This is a genomic window from Acetobacter cibinongensis, from assembly GCF_000963925.1.
Taxonomy (GTDB): Bacteria; Pseudomonadota; Alphaproteobacteria; order Acetobacterales; family Acetobacteraceae; genus Acetobacter; species Acetobacter cibinongensis.
Genome location: NZ_BAMV01000010.1, coordinates 82,983 through 102,257 on the forward strand (window position 1 = coordinate 82,983; position 19,275 = coordinate 102,257).

At 52.3% G+C, this 19,275-nt stretch carries 13 protein-coding genes and 1 pseudogene; 5 read left to right on the plus strand and 9 right to left on the minus strand.

Annotation, left to right across the window (positions count from 1 at the left end):
* The first annotated feature begins 16 nt into the window (after window positions 1-16).
* Together Abci_RS06155 and Abci_RS06160 are read left to right on the plus strand one after the other, a co-directional pair.
* Window positions 17-2,197: a beta-N-acetylhexosaminidase gene (locus tag Abci_RS06155; RefSeq protein WP_244877597.1), complete on the plus strand. Its 2,181-nt coding sequence runs from the start codon at window positions 17-19 to the stop codon at window positions 2,195-2,197.
* Between the two features lie 175 nt (window positions 2,198-2,372).
* Window positions 2,373-3,836 carry a carbohydrate porin gene (locus Abci_RS06160; RefSeq protein WP_244877603.1) on the plus strand — a complete coding sequence of 488 codons (1,464 nt, stop codon included), beginning with the start codon at window positions 2,373-2,375 and terminating at the stop codon, window positions 3,834-3,836.
* A 367-nt stretch (window positions 3,837-4,203) separates the two neighbouring features.
* Here Abci_RS06160 and cas6f read toward each other — a convergent pair whose 3' ends face one another.
* The 7 genes from cas6f to Abci_RS06195 all read right to left on the minus strand — a co-directional run bounded on the left by cas6f (window position 4,204) and on the right by Abci_RS06195 (window position 13,348).
* The gene (gene cas6f, locus Abci_RS06165; RefSeq protein WP_048838274.1) at window positions 4,204-4,785 is read right to left on the minus strand and encodes a type I-F CRISPR-associated endoribonuclease Cas6/Csy4; all 582 of its coding nucleotides are present in this window, start codon (window positions 4,783-4,785) and stop codon (window positions 4,204-4,206) included.
* Window positions 4,775-5,815 (minus strand): type I-F CRISPR-associated protein Csy3, encoded by a 1,041-nt coding sequence (gene csy3 / locus Abci_RS06170; protein WP_048838275.1) that lies wholly within the window; start codon window positions 5,813-5,815, stop codon window positions 4,775-4,777. Before csy3 ends, cas6f begins: the two co-directional genes overlap by 11 nt.
* Window positions 5,816-5,849: 34 nt before the next feature.
* Entirely contained in the window at window positions 5,850-6,815 is a 966-nt protein-coding gene (csy2, locus tag Abci_RS06175) for a type I-F CRISPR-associated protein Csy2 (protein WP_048838276.1), read from the minus strand.
* Window positions 6,808-8,124, minus strand: a complete 1,317-nt coding sequence (csy1, locus tag Abci_RS06180; RefSeq protein WP_048838277.1) for a type I-F CRISPR-associated protein Csy1 — start codon at window positions 8,122-8,124, stop codon at window positions 6,808-6,810. The genes csy2 and csy1 overlap by 8 nt, the downstream gene beginning before the upstream one ends.
* A gap of 26 nt (window positions 8,125-8,150) precedes the next feature.
* Window positions 8,151-11,531, minus strand: a complete 3,381-nt coding sequence (gene cas3f, locus Abci_RS06185; RefSeq protein ID WP_048838278.1) for a type I-F CRISPR-associated helicase Cas3f — start codon at window positions 11,529-11,531, stop codon at window positions 8,151-8,153.
* The gene (cas1f, locus tag Abci_RS06190; protein ID WP_048838279.1) at window positions 11,528-12,505 is read right to left on the minus strand and encodes a type I-F CRISPR-associated endonuclease Cas1f; all 978 of its coding nucleotides are present in this window, start codon (window positions 12,503-12,505) and stop codon (window positions 11,528-11,530) included. The genes cas3f and cas1f overlap by 4 nt, the downstream gene beginning before the upstream one ends.
* A gap of 126 nt (window positions 12,506-12,631) precedes the next feature.
* The gene (locus Abci_RS06195) at window positions 12,632-13,348 is read right to left on the minus strand and encodes a dTMP kinase (RefSeq protein WP_048838280.1); all 717 of its coding nucleotides are present in this window, start codon (window positions 13,346-13,348) and stop codon (window positions 12,632-12,634) included.
* A gap of 252 nt (window positions 13,349-13,600) precedes the next feature.
* On the opposite strand from Abci_RS06195, the pseudogene Abci_RS06200 reads away from it, so the two are divergent.
* Window positions 13,601-14,299, plus strand: a pseudogene (locus Abci_RS06200) (polyprenol monophosphomannose synthase); the annotation flags it as partial.
* Window positions 14,300-14,522: 223 nt separating this feature from the next.
* A complete protein-coding gene (locus Abci_RS06205; RefSeq protein ID WP_158319778.1) occupies window positions 14,523-15,932 on the plus strand; it encodes a glycosyltransferase family 39 protein in 1,410 nt (469 codons plus the stop codon).
* A 37-nt stretch (window positions 15,933-15,969) separates the two neighbouring features.
* Here Abci_RS06205 and Abci_RS06210 read toward each other — a convergent pair whose 3' ends face one another.
* The gene (locus Abci_RS06210) at window positions 15,970-16,800 is read right to left on the minus strand and encodes a hypothetical protein (RefSeq protein ID WP_048838283.1); all 831 of its coding nucleotides are present in this window, start codon (window positions 16,798-16,800) and stop codon (window positions 15,970-15,972) included.
* Window positions 16,801-16,893: 93 nt separating this feature from the next.
* A complete protein-coding gene (locus Abci_RS06215; protein ID WP_244877598.1) occupies window positions 16,894-17,658 on the minus strand; it encodes a nucleoside/nucleotide kinase family protein in 765 nt (254 codons plus the stop codon).
* Window positions 17,659-17,898: 240 nt separating this feature from the next.
* On the opposite strand from Abci_RS06215, the gene Abci_RS06220 reads away from it, so the two are divergent.
* The gene (locus Abci_RS06220) at window positions 17,899-19,254 is read left to right on the plus strand and encodes a lipopolysaccharide biosynthesis protein (RefSeq protein WP_158319779.1); all 1,356 of its coding nucleotides are present in this window, start codon (window positions 17,899-17,901) and stop codon (window positions 19,252-19,254) included.
* The last annotated feature ends 21 nt before the right edge of the window (window positions 19,255-19,275 follow it).

The window sequence follows — 19,275 nt, forward strand, 5'->3', positions numbered from 1 at the left end:
ATACAGGACCAGCCCCATGCGTTTTTACCTGACGACCGCACTCGGACTGGTCTTATCTCTAGCGCCTGCCGTATGCGCTGCGGCTGCTGACAGCACAGGTGCGCCGGTTGCACAACACCCTGTCATCATGCCCGCACCTTCCAGCTTGCAAACAGACGGGTCAGCTTTCGCCCTCCCACAGACCCTTGCTGTGGTCTGGCATGGTAAAAAAACTGCCCTGCTGGAAAAAGCTGTAGAGCGCTTTCGGGTGCGGCTTGAAAAAATATCCGGACAGAAGATCTCTTTTACAACACCATCATCTGACCCAAGCCTTTTTACCCTGACGATTGCCTGTGATGAAGCTGGAGGCCCCCTGCCCTCCCTGACCATGCAGGAAGACTACACGCTGACTACCTCTGAAAGCGGCATAACCCTGAGTGCAACACAGCCTTTTGGCATTCTGCATGGCCTTGCCTCTACCTTACAGCTTGTTACGCGCACGCAGACCGGGGCGGTTCTAGCGCAGGCCACACTCAGTGATGCTCCACGTTTCCGGTGGCGGGGCCTGATGATTGATGTCAGCCGACATTTCATGACACTCCCCACGCTTCTGCGGCAAATTGATGCCATGGAACTGACCAAGCTCAACGCCCTGCATTTACATTTGGCAGATGGGCAAGGCTTCCGGGTGGAAAGCAAGCTCTTCCCGCGCCTGCATACCGTTGCCTCCCACGGGCAATATTATACGCAAAACCAGATACGCACTCTGGTCTCTTATGCTGCGGACCGTGGCATCCGTATTGTGCCGGAATTTGACACACCCGGCCACAGCTTTGCCCTGCTGGAAGCCTACCCCCGTTATGCCGCACAGGCACCCTTAAACTTGACCGACCGGGCGGAAAGAAACCGCGCCGCCCTAGACCCGACCAACCCCGCCACCTATCGGTTTGTAAACGCTTTATATGGGGAAATGGCCGCCCTGTTCCCTGACGCGTATTTCCATATTGGGGGGGATGAGGTTGTTGCCAAACAATGGAAAAATGCGCCCCGTATTATGGCTTACATGAAGGCCCATAACCTCGCCACGCCCGCAGAAATGCAGGCGGAATTTACACGGCGCGTCGCACGATCCCTAACCAGACGCCATAAGATTGTTATGGGGTGGGATGAAATAACAGCGGCTGAAATCCCGCAGGATACTGTTGTAGAAGTCTGGCGTGGGGCTGCACACACAGCCTCCGCCACCGCAGATGGTCACCCGGTTGTTGTGTCTGACGGCTATTATCTGGACAGGCTGCAACCGTCTGCCACCTTTTATCAGCGCGACCCGCTGGATATAACGGCCAACATGGCGGAAGCAAAAGCCGCTGCACAGGTTACTGGCCCCGGCGGCACGATTGATGCGCCCGCCGTGCAGCAGGTCACCCCGCTATCCGATGCCCAGAAAGCATTAGTTCTCGGGGCTGAAGGGGCATTGTGGACGGAAATTGTCACGGAAGAGATGCTGGACAGCCGTTTGTGGCCACGCATGGCCGCGCTGGCAGAGCGCTTCTGGTCTGCTCCCGCACAGTGTGATGCCTCAACCCTTTCTGGCCGCCTTGCCGTCACACAGGACCGGCTAGAACTGCTCGGGCTGGAAAGCCGCTCAAATAGCCACCGGATGCTGACCCGCCTTGCACCGGGTGATACTGACGCGGCAGCGACACTGCTCAGCGTAACCAGCCCCATAAGAAATTACGCGCACAACCATGAACTTTTACAAATTCGGCACAAACAAACCGCAACAGAGCAAGACCTGACTGCTCCGGCTGACATTGCAAGCCCGGATAGTTTTGTAGCTGACCGCTTCAACCAACAGGCTGTAGCCTATGCCGGTGGCCAGAAAGACCTGAAACAGAGCTTGCGGGCGCAACTGACCGCATGGACTGAAAATGATGCCGCGTTTCAGGCCGCTGCTCTCCGCCACCCCGGCTTGCAGGTCGCTCTGCCTGCCTCAAACGCCTTGAAAAATCTGGCGCAGGCAGGGTTGATGGCATTGGGGTATGACCGGTCATCTGGCTGGAAACGCCGCGCGCGCGAGGCCATTTATACCGCACAAGCTGAATTTGCCGCGTCTGCCACAACCAAGGTTGTAACCAACACCCCGCAACCTTCCTCTGACCTGTTGCAGGATATCCTGCCGGGCATTGAAAGCCTTGCAGCCGGGATTTTGCACTAACCTGCACGCTTTATAGAAAGTAGGCCAAATATAACAAAAAAGCTAAAACAGAACCTTACTGGCCCCCAGCCGTTGAGGGCACTACGTCATACGTGATAGGAACAGCGGATTGTCTGGTGCAGACATAAGTAGACATGCACCATGCCCTCGACTGTGTGTAGGATCACTCTTGAACGTGCTCTCCTGGCCTTTCCGGCTTTCACTTTTCATGGCCTGTCTGGGCAGCCTGTCTGCGTGGCTGCTTAGCCCCTGCGCCAGCGCGGCCTCCCTCCCTCTCACAACCGATATTTTGCCGTCAGGGGTCCCTCTTCCCTCTCCCGCGCCCGATTTCTCCATCCCGCCGGAAGATTACAGCACTGAACTCCTGGGGGACGTGCATGGCTTACGCACATGGCTAACCCGGCAAGGCGTACGTATTACCCTACAGGATGTAGAGGAAGTCTGGGGGCTGGCATCCGGTGGCCTTCAAACCGGAGCAACTTACGATGGCATGACCGCTATTGCTGCCTCTCTCAACACACAACAGGCTTTTGGTTGGCCGGGCGGTTTATTCAATGTCAGTGCGCTCCAGATCAGGGGACGCTCCTTTACAGCGGAACGGCTGGGCGCACTTAATACCGTCAGCGGGTATGATGCTGGGCGTTCCACCCGTTTGTTTGAAATTTGGTACGGCCAGAGCTTTTTCAATAACCATCTGGATATTCGGGGCGGGTCCATAGATCTTGATACCGAGTTTCTGGTGAGTCAGAACGCTTCTTTTTTCCTTAACTCCAGCTTTGGCTGGCCTCTCTCCACGTCCAGTAACCTGTATTCTGGTGGGCCGTCGTGGCCCTTGTCCGCTGTTGGCGTACGCGCAAAATGGACCCCAGCCGCCCCCCTTGTGCTCATGGGTGCCATAACAAACGATAACCCGACCCGCGGGCCCTTCTACAGCTCGGTCAGCGCAACGGAGCGTGACCCGTCTGGCACATTTTTCTCCACCCATGGGGGCACCTTGGTCATGGGGGAAGCACAGCTTTACCTTGACCTTGCCAAGCGCCTTGCTGGCGATGATGCGCCAGCCCTTCCCGGCACATGGAAAATTGGGGGCCTTTACGATAGCGGGCGCTTCCCCAGCCAGCGTTACGATAACCACGGTACCCTACTAGCAAGCCCGGACAGCACCGGTACGCCGCGCTACCACCCCGGAAACTGGATGGCCTATGCCGTGCTGGACCAGATGATATGGCGTAAGGAGAAAAACTCTGGAAAAACCATAAACTTTTTCTTCCGGACCTCTGTCGCCAATCAGAAACGCAGCTATTTTTCTCTGGAATTACAAAGCGGCCTGACCTTTGATGAACTGATTCCCGGCCGCCCGGATGATACAATTGGCATTGCCTGGGGCACCAGCCTGTACAGCAAATCCGCTTTGAAAAACGCCGAGGATTCCGTGCGTTTTGGCACCAAAGAGCCTTATGTGCTCAAACCTGAACATCATATTGAACTCACATATCAGGCCGCCGTAACACCCTATCTGATCGTGCAACCGGACTTTCAATATTTCTTCAATACAGGTGGCACCATTTCCCCTGCAAACACCACCCTTCCCCACCGCAGGAGCGCGGTGCTGGGCGTCAATATGACCACTACATTTTAACAAGGGCAGACGTTACGCTTCCCTCTGTTTATGAGTCTTCCTGTGCGGCAGTGAACGCCCCCTCTGGAACATTGATGACGTCCGCGAATTTCTGAGCTGCCTATGCGGCAGTGAACCACGGTAGCGGGAACGTGTGACACGGATTTACTTTCTGAGCTGCCTGTGCGGCAGTGAACCCAAACTGCCTGTATTTTGAGTTGGGGATGCATTTCTGAGCTGCCTGTGCGGCAGTGAACTAGAGGGAAAAGCTTGTAATCGCCTGAAAACTATAGAGTAAAGCCTTTTAAGCCGGATTTACCCCTCTTTTTTAGAGGATTATCTATCTATTTGATTTTAAAAGATCTTTTTTAGGCCTCTCAAAAAAGGGTCAAAACCAGGGGACAGTGCCCCCTAAACTCAACCCATAAGTACTGAACATGCCCGCCTTGGGCTGTTCCTGTACAGGTTCATGAGAAATAAAAAGTGGGAAGCGTTTTTGCCCCGTGCTGGCGCTGCTTATCATTACAAAAGGCAAGCGCAGCCGCTCGGCCGCTGTGTCTGGTATGGTGTGCTGTGCTGCTTGCTTATCCAACCCGTGCCTGCGCATGGCACGGCGCCGTAGCCGTGCCGGACTGCTTTTGGCCTGCACACGTTTGACAAGCCGATGCTGACAGGCTTTCGGCACAGGCAGAATATCGGCACTGGCCGTATAGTCCCGCACCACGCCCAGCCATTGCGCACCAGCCAAAGCCTGCAAAGCCTCCTGCGTTCCGTGCAGCCGCATACATCCACCCAAATTAGGGGGTGTATCAGCATATTCAGGAAAGCTTACACCAATCTGCTGCGCCCCCATCCCGACAAGAGCTTTATGGAGCGCACTGAAAAGCGCCTCCATAACGATGTGCTGCGCAATTTCAGGGTTGGGCAGGCAGCGAATATCTTGGTAAAAGTTATTCAGGTCAGCCGGCATCGCCAAACACACCCCCTCTTACCAGAACTGCCATGATGAAATGCTGATCTTCCAGTGACGGTTCATTGTCTTTCAGAACCCAGCCATCCAGTAAGCTATAAAAATCTTTTTTTGCTTTTGGCTGGCGGTAGGCAACACCCTGCGTGGTAACAGAACCATAAGGTTCTACGGCTATAGGCCCGTTGGTTGCAGCGTCTGGATACCATGTATCAATGGACCGCAACGCATTGCCAATTTTTTGCGAATGAATGCCCGCAACGGCCTGCTCACCAAGACCAACGCTGTAAAGAGTGCGGCTTTTTTCGCTTTTCCCTTTATCCAGCAGCAATTCTTGTGATGGAAAAACCTCCTGCCCCTCACCCAGCCGCACAAAAGCGCTCACACGCAGCAGCACATGCCGTGTACCAGAAAGGCCTGCGGTTATGAGGTCCGATAGCGCCTTCAGGTCTTTTGAAACAGCTTTATCGTCAAAACCACTGAGAGACTGCGCCAGAGCGTCAAAGCTCCATGTCTGTGCCGCCTGGCCTTTTGCCATTTCTGCCACCTGAACAGTCACAGCCTCTGCCCCAAGACGGTTACGCCACAGGAAACGACCATTCGCCAGATTGGCCGCATAACGCTGCCCCAACGTGCCCAGCCCTTGTGCCGCCAGATATTTGCCTACCGTGGCAATCAGCTTTGCGCGATATTCCGTGCTGTTACAGGCCGCAGGTTCCCCTACACCAGCCAAAACCCGTAATGTGAATTCTACCTTTAACGTATCTGCATCAAATGGCAGGCTGGCGACATCAACTGTCTGCAAATTAGGTTTTTCAATAGCAGCATTGAGTTTAGCCGGATCTGTCTCACCTTTTTTCAGGCGATTGGAAATTGTGCCGCGCACAGACTTTTCCCGTATGCGCACTGGCTGCCACGCATCAGCCTGATCTTTTTGCTCCCAACGGCCTGCGAAGAACAACGCATCGGACGGGTCGAGCTTACGCTCAAAGGAAAGAACAGAAGCGGTTTTCAGGGTTTTGTCTTCAGCCATAACTCAAAATCTCCATAATATTCTTAAAAAATAATTAGGCTCTCGATTTAGGAGCACGATAGAAATTGCTACAACGATACACCCCTGTTTCCGTGCAGGATGAGGCATACCACAACAGATCCTGCGGTGTTTTCACACGGCTTGGCGCTATCCATTGGCCAACAGAAAACAGGCTTTCCACTGCCTGAAAAGGCACTGTTTCGTCCCGCGCGCCCTTCACTGTGCCGGGCGGACACGGTGCCCCTAATGCCCCATATCCCACTGGTATGGGCACAACCCAGCCGTTATCCCGGTCATGCACCCATTCTCCCTCAGCCTCATCATAGTGCCAATTAACGCGGGAGAGGGAGAGCCATGCATCAAGGGCTGTGGCTTCGGGGTGCGTCTGGCGTAGGTGTGTGAAGCGCTCCGTCAGCAGTTCTTCACGCTCTATCAGCGCAAAACCCGGCAGTAATTGGTAGCGTTTTACCTCAAAGGTTTTCAGCACTTTTTCGGTATCGGCCAAAGCAAGGCACCAAGGCTTGAAGCGTGCTGCTGCCGTGCCAACAGGCGGCAGAACACTGCCCCCTGCCACCCGCATGGTTTGTAGCAGGTCAAACAGTGCCGCAACATCGTCTCTCTGCTGCACAGCTTCATCCTGCCAGCCATCTGCGCTCACGGCAAACAGTATGGATATATCAAGATGAATGCGGCCTTCCTCAACAATAGGAGCCGTCTTGCCGCTTTTATCAATCGGGTTGCGGGTCAGGTTAAAGGTTTTGGTAAACCCCGTATCCGTTACCTGCTCCTGATAACTATGGCAGACCACACCAACCGCATTGAAAAACACATCAGCCAGCCCTGCCGCGTGGGCGCGGCGCTCCAATGCCCACATAAGCCCCATAAAAGCTGTAATGGAAGGGAAGCCGTGCGTTAGAGGGCTGGAAATGGCGTTGGCATTCTGTACCCGAATATGCGGGAATACCACCAGATGGGAAGACGGAACCACAGGGCTATTCATTGCCAGCACTCCTCTCCGCCCGTCGCCGTCTCGGCACAGGCCATGCGACTGAAAGAAGAACTTGCCTTACCCAGTGTGTATATTCCGTATCCGCCACGGCAGTTAGCCCTGCTTGCCGCAAAGCAGCATTCAGATGGTTGGCAAAACGCTGTGCCACTTCATCCGGCCAGTCGCCCCACTCATAGGCTTTACGGAAGTCTTCGTCATGCGCTGCACGTTCCGGGTCAAGCCAGAGCTGCTCGCACAGTGCCAAATGGCATGTTGGGGCAACACTCCACCCTGCTGGCAACGCATCTTTGACACCGGCTTCAAAATTCACAAGTGCGGACGCCAGTTCCTGCTCAAGCTCTTGTCTATATTCTCTTGTCTCCAGCGTAGGTGGAGGGTCTTTTTTCAAAAACCCAGCCAGTTTTCTTACAACAGAAGCGGCATCCACTCCTTTGAAAAAGGCCGTCATGACGGTGTCCCGGTTAAAAACCGGGGGCTTTCTCTGAGACCGCCACTGAGGCGGCAACGAGGACAAAAGATAATTTACACCACCACGCTCAGAATTAAGCTGTGACACATTTTGTGGCTTTGTCCCGCCCAGTTTTCTGACCGCCAGACCTTTATAATCTTGATACTCCTGATCATACGGCTGACGTTTACGAAAAGCCTGACGCGCCAGAGCGTTCTGCTCACCAAAACGACTTTCCTGAATCGAGGCATGAACAGTATGCGCCAATGCGCTGGAGAACAGCGGTTGCAGGAGACTATAATGGCTGTCATCCGTCGGTTCATCACCAGTCAACCAGTAAAGCTGCTTCATAAGTGCGTGGGAGTTGAAATTTTCGCGGGATGTTACCAGCCCTGCAAATGCAGTTATCCATGATTGAGCTTGCTGTGCATCAGGCGAAAGAGCTGCCTTAAAATCCGGATCTCCTGCTTCTGCCCATGCAAGAAGTGTTTTATTATCCACTGTCGTTTTGAGAAACTTGAATACATCAAGCGCTGCCGCGTTTCCCACAACGTCCACAGCAAAATGGCTTCCCAAAGAGTGACTGCCTATCTCTTTTCGCTTAGGCAAATCATCCGGACGGATATAAAGACTACTTCCACCGGAAGACGAATGTGTGGCTTTTGCTGCGTGGGTTGCCCCTTGAATTTGCGCTACCCGACGGGCTGCGTCTTCCAGCCACATCGCATAGTCATATTTTGCTGCCGCTGGGCTATCCTCGGCCTCATTTTTTAATTTTTCATCGCGGCGGGTGGTAATAAAAGTGGCAATAGCCTGCTGAAATGCACGCGCCCTTATACTAAGCTGTTGCATAATTTCTCCCGTTTATACCGAGAACTCTAATCACTATAATTCGAAAAACCAAGAACTGAATGATAGAACCAGCCCATTTTGCTCGCCCTTACAGTAACAGTAGCCATGCGTTTTGCGCTGTCATACACAGGCATGTCCAGATTATCAGCCTGCGCACGTAACAGCACAGCAAGATCTGGCACGGTCCATGCGGTTATGGCCTGCCCATAATGTAGCGCAACGTCATGCCTCTGGCTTTTTTCCACCGGTGCATACAGGGTGGAATAAGGCTTACCTTTACCCTCGTTGTCCTCCCGGTAGAGGTGAAGATCGTCTTCGTCCTCATCAGGTAGAAACACAAGTGTCTCTTCTTGTTGGGTATTAGCTCTAAAAGGCTGCTGCTGCGCCAGAACACCAGTTAAAGCCGCTTGTGGGTATTGCCAGCATAAAGCGGACATCTCCCGCCCCGGCGGCAGGGCGGGAGCACGGCGGCTTGCCTTCTGGCCCACAGGCTGCGGCAACATGCACGCTGCCATACGTGCCTGTTCGAGATCTGAAAGGTGGGTCTGCGGTTGCCAGTCTTGCGCCGGAGGCGGGGCAACACGCGGCACCGCTGTAATGGAGAGGTATTCTTCAGGCCGCAAAAGGTCATGCAGCCAATGGGTTTCAAGATGGTACCGGGTCCCTTCCGCCCCCTCAAAACCCGGACGAACAAATACTGCACCGTCAGACTGTTTAAAAAATTTTATGGCGGTATCAAGAACAATAATATTCGGGCTTACCGCTGGTATACGTCTATGCCTCTGTACGCGGCCAGCCAACTGTATAAGAGCTCGCAAGGAAGATGGTTCTGCCACGGCCCAATCGGCATCCCAGTCACGCCCAACCTCACACACTGGAGAAGCCATGACAACAAAAGCATGGTTATGCGCAGGGTGCGCGTCTATTGCTGCCCTTACAACAGGCAGAGCATAGACGGCGTTTTTTGCACCGCGACGGTTAAAGACGCCATCAAGCATATTTTCCAACGCTGAGCGCTGCACAAGCGGAAAGCGTGCATGATAAACGCACAGATGGATAACTGTATCCTCACGCCCTCCCTGCGCAAAAATCTCACGCGCAACGTGAAAAAGCGGGTCAATATTGGCCATACGGACCAAGCCAAAACTGATTTTCTTACCCGTCACAGGGTCTTGCTCCCCGCAACGGTCATGCAACTTCAGGCTGCACTCACGCACAACGGCAGCAAACGCCTTGTATAACTCCTGTTTGGGCGCATTACGCGGCAGATCAAGCGGTTCTATTTCTGCCTTGCAAACAGGCTCCTGTTTTAAAAGGTTCTGGCTCCGTTGCAGAACAAATGTGTCATGCTGTTTTTCAAAATGAGCGACATCCCCGCACGCTGTACTGTGTGCAGAAAATTCATCCACCCAGAGGCACGGAATATCATAAGCAGCAACATTGCCGCTGGCATCGTGGTTTTTCTGGTAACAGGCCCGCCCCGCACGATATGCCTGATACATTCCCACAACCAATGATGGCGGCAGAGTGGCGGAGGAAAGAAGAACTCTGCTTCCTAAAAGCCCTGCCCAATAAACAAGGCGTGTTAGAGCTGGCAGATCATTCAGATCATAGTCATCCAGTTCGTCCAAAATGAGGTCCGCACTCATAAGCCTCAACATAGGTGCAATCTGCCGGCCGCCACGACAGGATTCCGTGGCGGGCACCATATGGTCTACTGTGCAGACCAGAACTGGCGCTGAAAGCAGTTGCCGCATGGCAGGGTCATGCCCAAGCCGGGACAGTAACGGATGCTGTGCTTCACAGCCTTCGTATAAAACGTAACTCTCTTCTTCCAGCAACCCAAGGCTTGATTCAGACCCTGAATGCTCAGCCCGCTTTGCGTAATACTCAAACAATGCCTTACTGGCCGCCCCACCGACCCGAATAGCAAGCTCGTCATCCCCAAGATGTAAATCTTTTTGGTAAGATCGACCAGTTTGTAAAGTCAGTGCACGCAAGCCAAGTGCGTATGTCAGCCGTAATCCTTTTTGCGGATCAGCCCAGGCATTGACAATTCTGGCACCTGCAAGCGTTTTGCCAGTTCCGGTGGATGCCATGCAAACACAAAAAGCCCCCTGCGCGGCGGCATTTTCTCGCATAGCAGTTGCGGCATCTGCCGCCTTATCTTGCCATCTGAAGCGCGGGTTGGCACTTCTACGCCGCAACCCTTTATGGTGCACCAGATAAGGCAGATAGCGTGCAAAACTTGGCAACGCATGGGCAATCATCCCTGCGTCCCGCGTAACACCCAGTAAGTGTTCAGTCAGCGTTTGTTTCAAGGCCCCCTGACCGTCCGTATTTGCGTAAAGATTTGAAGAAAATTTGTCTTTCAAACGCTCCGGAGCACGGGGCGGCAAACTTGAGTAATAATGGTCAGACAGCATCAGGCTCAGTCGGGCCAGATGCAAAACATATGTGTTTTCAAGCCAGCCACCAGCATGGCCCGGGTCAAGAACCAGAAGCCGAGTGGCTAATTTAGCAACCTGCTTTTGCCACTCTTTGGTTTGCATCGGCAGGGCATTAGTGTCTTGCAACGTCCAGTAACGCTCACGCTCTTCTGGCGCTGCCTCTCTGACACATTCATTCCAGGCGTGGGTTATACCCTCCAACGGGCGCTCAAGATGCGCCAGACTGAATGTTTCCAGCTGTCTGCCCAGATAATCCTGCCCACTTTCATCCTTCTTTTGTACCGGCACAAGCGGAAGGCGATGATGGGTAACAATAAGCCAGCCTATAGCCGTAGCCAGAGGCGGCATGTTCTGAAAAGGTGCAGCATCCTGTGCATCCACCCCATCTTTCTGATAGCGGCCCGGTGCCAACCATTCCTCTACCCTATACCGGCTTTCAGCAAGCCTGCTCAGCCACTGTGCATCTGTGTCCTGACCCACAAAAGCCTGAAAAAGGCGAAGCGAGACCCATTCGTGCCGGTAAAGGTTCTTCTCCATAGTCTTCGCGCGTAACCGGGCTTGAAATGCGAGGCTGGCCTTGCCCAGATCATGCAGCAAAGCCGCTAACTGCGCGAGTAGACGGATCTCTTCTCCGGTCACCCAGTCATTTTCGTCCTGCGCGCGTAAAATATTGCGTTCGGTTGTATTGGTCGGCACAGTGCCGTCAGCGTTAAAACGGCTTGCATCCCCCACAACCCAGAGCAGGTCACACTGTCCTTGCCCATGTAGCCAATGACAGGCCACAGACGTATTGCGTCTGGCTGTTTGCCGTAGCAGTTTGCGAACCGTCTCCAGCCCATTCTGCGTAAGGGGTGTCTGCCAGCTTCTGCTCCCCTTGCGTTCAGCAAACTGGTCCAGAATCCGGCGGGTTTCTTTTAAAGCGCGCTTATCACATTGGGATACGAACAGGATGTTCATGGCTGCACAGTATGCGCCATGCTTAATGCTACATCCTTGACGGTATCAATCATGAAGTCGAGGGACTCTGTAGTCGTTAACGCACTAATGCAGTTTCGTCTGAACTCCTGCTCCTCATCCCCACGCATGGCGGATAGGAAAGCCTGCGGCAAAATGGTGGCATCCTTGACCAAGTCGGCAATGTCAAACACCAGGCCTCCACGGCGTGTCTTGCCATGCAAAACGGCCAAGCCGTCTGGCAGCCCTAAAACCCATGCTGCGGTAGCGCCCAACCCGTAGGCCAGATAATTACCGTGATCGAGAAAACGATTGGCAGGATCTGCTCCCACACCACGTTTGGCGCGGGTAAAGTCACCATATCCTACAGTTTGAGCCGCCAGTTTGAAGAGCGCTTTTGTCAGCCGTGCCTCTTCTATTAAAAGCGCCCCAACATCGGGAGCCTGCCCTATGGCGTGCTCTGTACTGGACAGCAATGCGCTTAAACGGACAGCGTCAGGGGAAAATCCACCATCCCTCAAAGCTCGCTTTGTCCACTGCTCCTGTATTCGGGCAGCACGCGCCAACTGGAGAGCTTTGGCAGCACGCAAGCGTTCCTGTGGTTGAAACCAGAAACTCACCCAGGCCTGCACATATTCAGTTGGGCGATATTCACTCTGCGGGGAAAACCACAGGACATCTGTTTCCTGCTCATTGGCCGAAAACAGCGGCGTTCCCCCTCCCCCGCAAAAGCCGACCATCACTCCAGCTTTAGCCAACTCACGCATAGCCGCCTGCGTAACAGAAGTGCCTGTTCCCAACAAAACTGTGGTGGTATTGGCAATTGGAATATTCCAATACAAAGACTTCTTGCCACACTCCGTCACATACTCAACCCGCCCACCATTCACCAGAACCCGACAGTGCTGCAGGTAATAGATATTGGCACGTTTGGAGTGAAGTATTGTCTTCAGATCACCCGCTGATATATCTTTCATAGAAATATCAGCTTTTATAATTATAAATATTTGAAATTATTTTTTATTTTTTTACTTTATTTTTTTAGGAATTTTGAAATTTATGCACATCAAAAATATTATTCTTAATTTTGATGTGCGACAATTTTATTTTGTGTATTTCTCTATAACACTCAAAACCTGTTTTTTCACGTCATTGTAGCTCTGACACGCATTAATAATTTCTATCGGCGCACCATCAAAACGCAGCGTTCTGGTTTTTTCAATTTTTGTAGCAAGCAAATCTGGATTATGGTCCGACTTACGGGCAACTGCGGTGGGCAGATCTACATCCAGAAAAATAACAACTGTAGGATGCACACTGGCCATGCGGGTGTAAAGTCGCTTCTCCACCCGCGCCAGCCAGGCAATAAGAGGGTTCTGCGTTTTGCCTGCTGACAGACCTGGTCCATCACAACAGCCCGCCAGCTCAGCTTGTGGGTAACGATCTGTTACAATTTGAATATTATTTTGATGAGCTTTAAGAAGTTTTTTAAACGCCAAAAACCGTTTGCAGGAAAAAAGGAACACGACAGAGGCCGTCACGACACCGGGTATGCTTTCTCCGGGCGTGCGGGTTTTTTTTGCCTTGCTTGAAAGAGCGCGCTCAACAGCTTTGCCAATGATCGGCCATTTCTGAATTTTTCGGCCTATATCCCCTGAGCCCAGCCCCAGATACACCAATGCCGTCTTGCGTTTTGTGTTGAGAATATCGGCTATTTCCGCAGAAATAGTGGATTTTCCAGACCCATCACACCCTATGAATGCAATAATTGGTGCGCCACCTCTTTTATGCGCAGCCGGAGCCATAGAGCCTGTCATCATCTGTCAAAACCACCATACACATTCAGCCCGCACTTTCTCGCAGGCTTCTTATTTTGCCCTTTTTAGATACATCATAAATGCAATTTGCGCCATCCATGCACCCTCCCTGAAGAGACCCGAGCTTATTTGACGGAATGCCCACTTAGTCGGTAGAAGGCACCATCTTGCCTTCGGGCATTCATGAGCTTTTGGCCATTTATAGCTACTTTATCCAGCAACTGATCGAGCTTTCAGATTACAGCGAGGAACATCATGGTGTGTGCAGAGGTTAGTATTGTTGTTCCCTGCTACAATGAAGCAGACAATGTCGCTCCCTTGGTCACAGCTGTGAGTGCTGCGTTGAAAGACCGCTCATGGGAGGTCATTTTTGTTGATGACAACTCCCCGGATGGGACCATCAACGTGGTCAGGCGTCTTGCGCAGCAAGATGAACGGGTGAGAGGTTTATTACGGATTGGCCGCAAGGGTCTTTCTTCTGCGGTTATTGAAGGAATATTAGCTTCTTCCGCTCCCATAGTGGCCGTCATGGACGGCGACTTACAACATGACGAAGCCTGCTTGCCTGCCATGCTGGATGCCATCCAGAATGAACAGTATGATGTTGCCGTTGCCAGCCGCCATGTAGAAGGCGGTGACAGTGCAGGACTCTCTAACAAATGGCGCCATTTCCTGTCTGAGCAGGGAATACGGCTGGCAAAAAGCTTATCCGTTCCCGTGAATGACCCAATGAGCGGCTTTTTTGCGGTGCGACGCGAGTGGTTTGAGACCGTAGCCCCCAATCTGACCGGGCGCGGCTTCAAGATTTTGATGGAAATGCTGCTTGCGGCCCCCAAACCGGTGAAAGTGAAGGAAGTGCCCATGGTCTTCCGTGACCGTTTGCATGGTGAAAGCAAACTCGGTCCGCAGGTCATGATACAGTTTCTTATCATGATCGCCGAAGGCTTGTACAAAAAGCCCGCTGTCAAGCGTGCCACATTTGTTACGGGTGGAAGCATAGCCGGACTTTTAGCCTTGTTCTGCATCAAACGGCGTCTTCGTTAATTTACCCACTTTTTATAAGTATGGTAAAATGCCGCAGTCAAACAATGTCCTGTCGCTTTTGAAGCATATTTTACCGTACCTTTTCCTGTTAGTCCTTGCACTGCTCTTACGGTGGCAGACCTTGGGTAACCCCATGGTGGAGGTAGATGAACAATTCTACCTTTTTGCAGGGGGCAGACTTCTTGATGGGGATTTACCCTTTGTAGATGTATGGGATCGCAAGCCTTTTGGCCTGTTCCTGCTTTACGCTTTTTTTCATCTTTTTGGCTCTTATCGAATTTGGGCGTATCAGATTGGAGCCCTTTTAAGTTTATGGGGCACAGCATTACTGGTGCGCCGTATGGCAGCAACAATTGCTCCGGCCAAAGGAGCTTTTGCAGCCGCTGCTCTTTACGAAATATGGCCCAATTTGGCAGGAGGAGAAGGGGGCCAGTCCCCTATTTTCTACAATTTCCTGACCGCCTCAGCTATAGCACTACTGCTGACTTACCTGCCCCGCATGGTAAAAAGCAGCACTGTGCGCCGTAATACCGGATGCGCAGCAATGCTGCTCTTTGGTTTGGCAATACAAATTAAATATACTGCTATTTTTGAAGGCTGTTTTGTCGGGTTGTATCTTTTATGGTCAAGCTGGAAAAGCAGAACACCCCTACGTACCATTGCCCAAGATACAGCGCTCTGGATCAGTGCTGCCATATTACCAACACTCAGCGTGTTTCTATTCTACTGGTCTATTGGCCACGCGACTGACTGGTGGTACGCCAATATCACATCCATTTTCCATCGAGGTGCTCTCCCTCACAAAGAGACATTGTTCTTAATTTTAAAAATATTGATCATTATTGCACCATTGTTTTTCTGCTGGCTCTTGCGCACTCGTTTGAAAATTGTTTTTTCAGACACGCAGAAAAATAAAATACACTTTCTGGATGCATGGACTGGCACTTCTCTGGCGGGAGTGGCTGTTTTCAGCCCGTGGTACAATCATTATGCCCTTCCCGTCTTTGTGCCGCTCGCCGTTCAGGCCGCTCCCTTATGGGGCAACCGGATTGGCAGAGGCGTCATGCTTATGGTTGCTGCCGTAGGCACACTTCAGGGACAACTCATTTTATGGAAACACCAAGTAAGCAAAGGTAATAAAACCGTTTTTTCAGAACTGGAACAGGCCATTGGCAGCACAGGGAAAGGCTGTTTTTTTATTTATGATGGGCCAACACTGCTTTACGACACCCTGCCCTATTGCAAGTTAAGCACCCATCAATTTCCTTCCCATTTTTATTTTCAGTCGGAGGTCAATGCCACCGGCATGAACCCTCTGTCAGAAATACAGTCCATACTGGCCAAGAAGCCGGACCATATCGTGACGCAAGAACCAGCATCCCCGATAGAAAATATGGTGGTCCGCAATGCACTTTACGCCACATTAAATCGTGACTACACGCCTACTTACACGTGGACACGCAAACACCGCTCTATTGTTGTCTATACCCGCAAGGCAGCCCTCTCCCCCCTGCCCCATCCGGATGCTGCTTTAACGCGATAAAACGATGTGGCAATAAAATACCGGCTTTCACGGTATTTTATACTTTGGGGTAGGCTGTCGCTAAATCCGTCAGCAACCGAGATATTATTTCCGGCACAACAATTTTATCTTTATGATAGTTCAACTGCCCTGATACTGATTGAGAGATCAGGTCATCATGCATGCGCCCCATAAGTCCATTAATGGCACTTAAAAAACGCGACATTTTATGATTGTCCGCACTTGGGTAAAGGGTCCGCAATGTATCAAAAAAAGACACATGTCGGCTGATGATTTTTCGCAAGGCATGAAATTGCGCTGAGGTTATGCTTGGCTCATTCAAATAAGCCGGGATTTTACCAATTTCTGCCTTCAGCATCCGGTTAAACGCCTGTGTGGTGTCCAACCTTGCCTGCTCTACCAGGCGCTGCCTGATTTTCTGGAACGGGCCAGAGACAAGAAGCCGCATTACGCCGCCCAAAAGCAGGATTTTTCGTTTCAGGCCATTACGGAAGGCATCCTGCACTTCTCCCATTATGGTCGATGTTGCTTCGTATAAAAAAGGACGTTTATGGGCCGGAGTATAGAGAATAAACGCAAACCCCATGTGCTTATATTTCGCACGGATATGTTTGAATGCTACTCTCTCCTGCTCGGAGAGGTCTCTTTTCCATAAAATGCTGTTGGCTAGCCGCACAAGTTGCTGCGGGGCAATCCCCTCCAGCCATAATTGCTGACACAGGTTAAAACACTGCGTGACCTGATCTTCCGAAAAATTGGCAGGAATAACCGCTGGTAACGTTACATTGCTGTCCGCAACATCATTCTCCAATATCGCATCAAAGAGCGTATCGAGTGTATCCTGAGAAAAATGAGTGCGAACGGGCATGGAACAACCTGTAACAAAAACTTTGGTGGAACTGCGCTCATCACGCTGAGCAGGAGGCCTGAACCAGGCCGTAAAAGACGTACCTTCTGGCTGTTAGTGGCACGACCTACCATAAGCGGCCATCACTGCAGAAACATGGGTGCGAGCGGTAGCAAGGACCGTTTCCAGCGGTTGCGTCGCATCCAGCTCCACAACGGGGGCACCATTAAACGTGAGACGTGGCACATCTGACACCTTTTGGCGCAGGGCTTCAGGCCGATGATCCGGTTTCCGTGCCAGCGCCGTCTCAAGGTCCACATTCAAACGCAAAACAACATCTGGACGGAATTTGGCCATCCATTCGTAAATTTTCTGCTCCCCATAGGTAAGGGCTTTCACCACACCATTCTTCGGATTACGGGCCACAAGACCGGGGCCATCCATAGGGCCTGGCACGGAGGCCTGCGGAAAGCGGTCTGTCAGGATGCTATAGCCTTCCCGGTGGAGACGTCGCATGCGCAGGAACCTTACCAAACGCCGCATGGATAGCGCAAAAATAACAAGCGCCGTGAGGGTCCCTGCCCCCTTCTCGCGCCGTGTGTTCGAAGCCTTATGGACAATGCGCTTATCCACCTTGGGACCTACAAACGGAATACGCGCAATGGCCCGCCCCCAACTGCCTGTCTGCTTTCCCAAATGACAGAAACGGGTGGGCTGCTGCGCGGACATCCACGCGAAAAGAGCAGTCCCTACTGTTGTCTTCCCGCTACCATCTGACCCCACCAGCGCGATAACCGGCGTTTTGCGGCCAGAAAGCGCGGTATAATGCGGGGCGGACTGAGGTTGTTGCGCCAAAGGCGGCACGTTAGACTCTGGCACCAGCAGGGTGTTCCTCTCATAGGCATCTACACTGGGGCTCTGCCTACCATAACTCTGACCAACCGGGAAAAAATTTAGCAATTCCCTGACCAATCCGTTGCGTGCGTTGGGCTGATTTGATGAAGGCTGCCTGGTGCGCTATAGGCCACGCGCACGAGGGGATTGGCGATCAAGGGATGTGCTGCCCCCTCACCCCAACGCGTGCCCTCCGCCCTCTCGTCTGACCGGAACCCCCTGCTTGTGAGTCAAGAAAAAGGCAAAACAGCGTTTTCACGCATTATCAGCAACACCAGCATTATCGTGCTCGGGCGCGTGCTGAATGCCGTATGCAGTTTTATCTATATTCCCTGGACCGTGCAGACAATCGGCCTAACCGGCTTTGGGCAACTGCTGCTGATTACCAGCTATCTCATGCTTGTTTCAGACATTACACACCTGCACTCCTGGCAGCCGCTGTTGCACTTTGGCACCTCGTCTTACAAAGAGAAAAACCACCGGGAATTCCATCAGATCCTTGGCTTCTGCATGCGGTCGGACTTTATAAGCGGTCTGACAGGCATGATTGTTGGTATTGGCGGGGTTATGCTGTTCAGCCGCACTATGGGGTGGCCAGATACACTCCGCTCCATGGCAGAGCTGACAGCACTAACCATACTCGTCATGAACCGTGGCTGGCCTGTTGGCGTCATGCGTATGATGAGCAAGTTCAAGGTTGCCACAACAATTGAACTGGCTGGCACCCTGACCCGTACCATCGGCAGTTTTATCGGGTTTGAACTGGGGAAAGGCCTACCCTATTTTCTGGCGGTATGGGGTATTACGCAGCTGGTTCTGTTCGTGCTGTATAATACCTTTGGCATGTATCTGGTCCGCAAAAATATCAGCACTTCATTCCCGTTGCGGGAGTTGTTTATGCCAACCGTGAAAATACGGGGCATATGGAAGCTGACACTCGGCACCAGCTTTAGCGAGATTCTGGAATCTTTTTTCAAACAGATTTCCACACTGCTGATCGGTGCGTGGATGGGTGCGGCAGAGGCTGCTATTTTCCGGGTTGCCACCCAGATTACCAACGCCATAGCAAAACCTGCCACCATGCTGATCCCCGCCATTTACCCTGAGTTCATACGCTTCCGGAACGAGCGGGACTGGCAGGGTTTCCGCCAGACCATGTTACGCATTATGGGCACAATCGCCCTGCTCAGCGTTGTTGTTCTTGGTGTCTCGCTCAGTTTCGGCAGTTCCATACTGGACTATATGCTACACCATCATTCGCCCAATGGTGGCGCCCTTATCAGTATTCTGGCTGTGAGCGCCCTGATTGACGTTGCAGTAGTGCCATTGGAACCGCTGCTGACAGTCATGGGCAAGGTCTATTCCGTACTCCGCGCCAAGATTGTCACCATTATTCTCTATATGCCTGTCCTGCTTGTTCTGACCCATTTTATGGGCATCTGGGGCGCAGCCCTTGCCTCGGTTATTGCCTCGGCTGTCATGTTCCTGTGGTGCTCTATTCGGGCTGCAACCGTGTTTGCGGCCGTGTACGCCTCTGAGCGCCCAGAGCCACCACCATCAGAACCACACATTCCGGCCTGAACCAGAGTTGACCACTGGATA

Coding starts and splice junctions, on each gene's coding strand:
- Abci_RS06205 (WP_158319778.1), top strand. CDS start 14,523: ATGGTGGAGGTAGATGAACAATTCTACCTTTTTGCAGGGGGCAGACTT.
- csy2 (WP_048838276.1), bottom strand. CDS start 6,815: ATGAATAGCCCTGTGGTTCCGTCTTCCCATCTGGTGGTATTCCCGCAT.
- cas6f (WP_048838274.1), bottom strand. CDS start 4,785: ATGCCGGCTGACCTGAATAACTTTTACCAAGATATTCGCTGCCTGCCC.
- Abci_RS06210 (WP_048838283.1), bottom strand. CDS start 16,800: ATGCCCGTTCGCACTCATTTTTCTCAGGATACACTCGATACGCTCTTT.
- csy1 (WP_048838277.1), bottom strand. CDS start 8,124: ATGCAACAGCTTAGTATAAGGGCGCGTGCATTTCAGCAGGCTATTGCC.
- cas3f (WP_048838278.1), bottom strand. CDS start 11,531: ATGAACATCCTGTTCGTATCCCAATGTGATAAGCGCGCTTTAAAAGAA.
- cas1f (WP_048838279.1), bottom strand. CDS start 12,505: ATGAAAGATATATCAGCGGGTGATCTGAAGACAATACTTCACTCCAAA.
- Abci_RS06155 (WP_244877597.1), top strand. CDS start 17: ATGCGTTTTTACCTGACGACCGCACTCGGACTGGTCTTATCTCTAGCG.
- Abci_RS06195 (WP_048838280.1), bottom strand. CDS start 13,348: ATGATGACAGGCTCTATGGCTCCGGCTGCGCATAAAAGAGGTGGCGCA.
- csy3 (WP_048838275.1), bottom strand. CDS start 5,815: ATGGCTGAAGACAAAACCCTGAAAACCGCTTCTGTTCTTTCCTTTGAG.